Below are 241 nucleotides of genomic sequence, written 5' to 3'. Positions count from 1 at the left end.
AAGGCGGAATTGCTAGTAATCGCGGATCAGCATGCCGCGGTGAATACGTTCCCGGGCCTTGTACACACCGCCCGTCACACCACGAAAGCCGGTAACACCCGAAGTCAGTGGCCTAACCCGGAAAGGGAGGGAGCTGCCGAAGGTGGGACCGGTGATTGGGGTGAAGTCGTAACAAGGTAGCCGTATCGGAAGGTGCGGCTGGATCACCTCCTTTCTAAGGAGAAACAAACCGCTTGCCGTT

General features: G+C 57.7%; 1 rRNA gene. It reads left to right on the top strand.

Features of this window, described 5'->3' with window-relative positions:
* Positions 1–214 (top strand): 16S ribosomal RNA (locus ciss_RS09205); the annotation flags it as partial.
* Positions 215–241 lie beyond the last annotated feature (27 nt).

The organism is Carboxydothermus islandicus (genome assembly GCF_001950325.1).
GTDB classification, from domain to species: domain Bacteria; phylum Bacillota; class Z-2901; order Carboxydothermales; family Carboxydothermaceae; genus Carboxydothermus; species Carboxydothermus islandicus.
The sequence above is the reverse complement of the archived record's forward strand: the minus strand, read 5'-3'. Positions and strand labels throughout refer to the sequence as shown.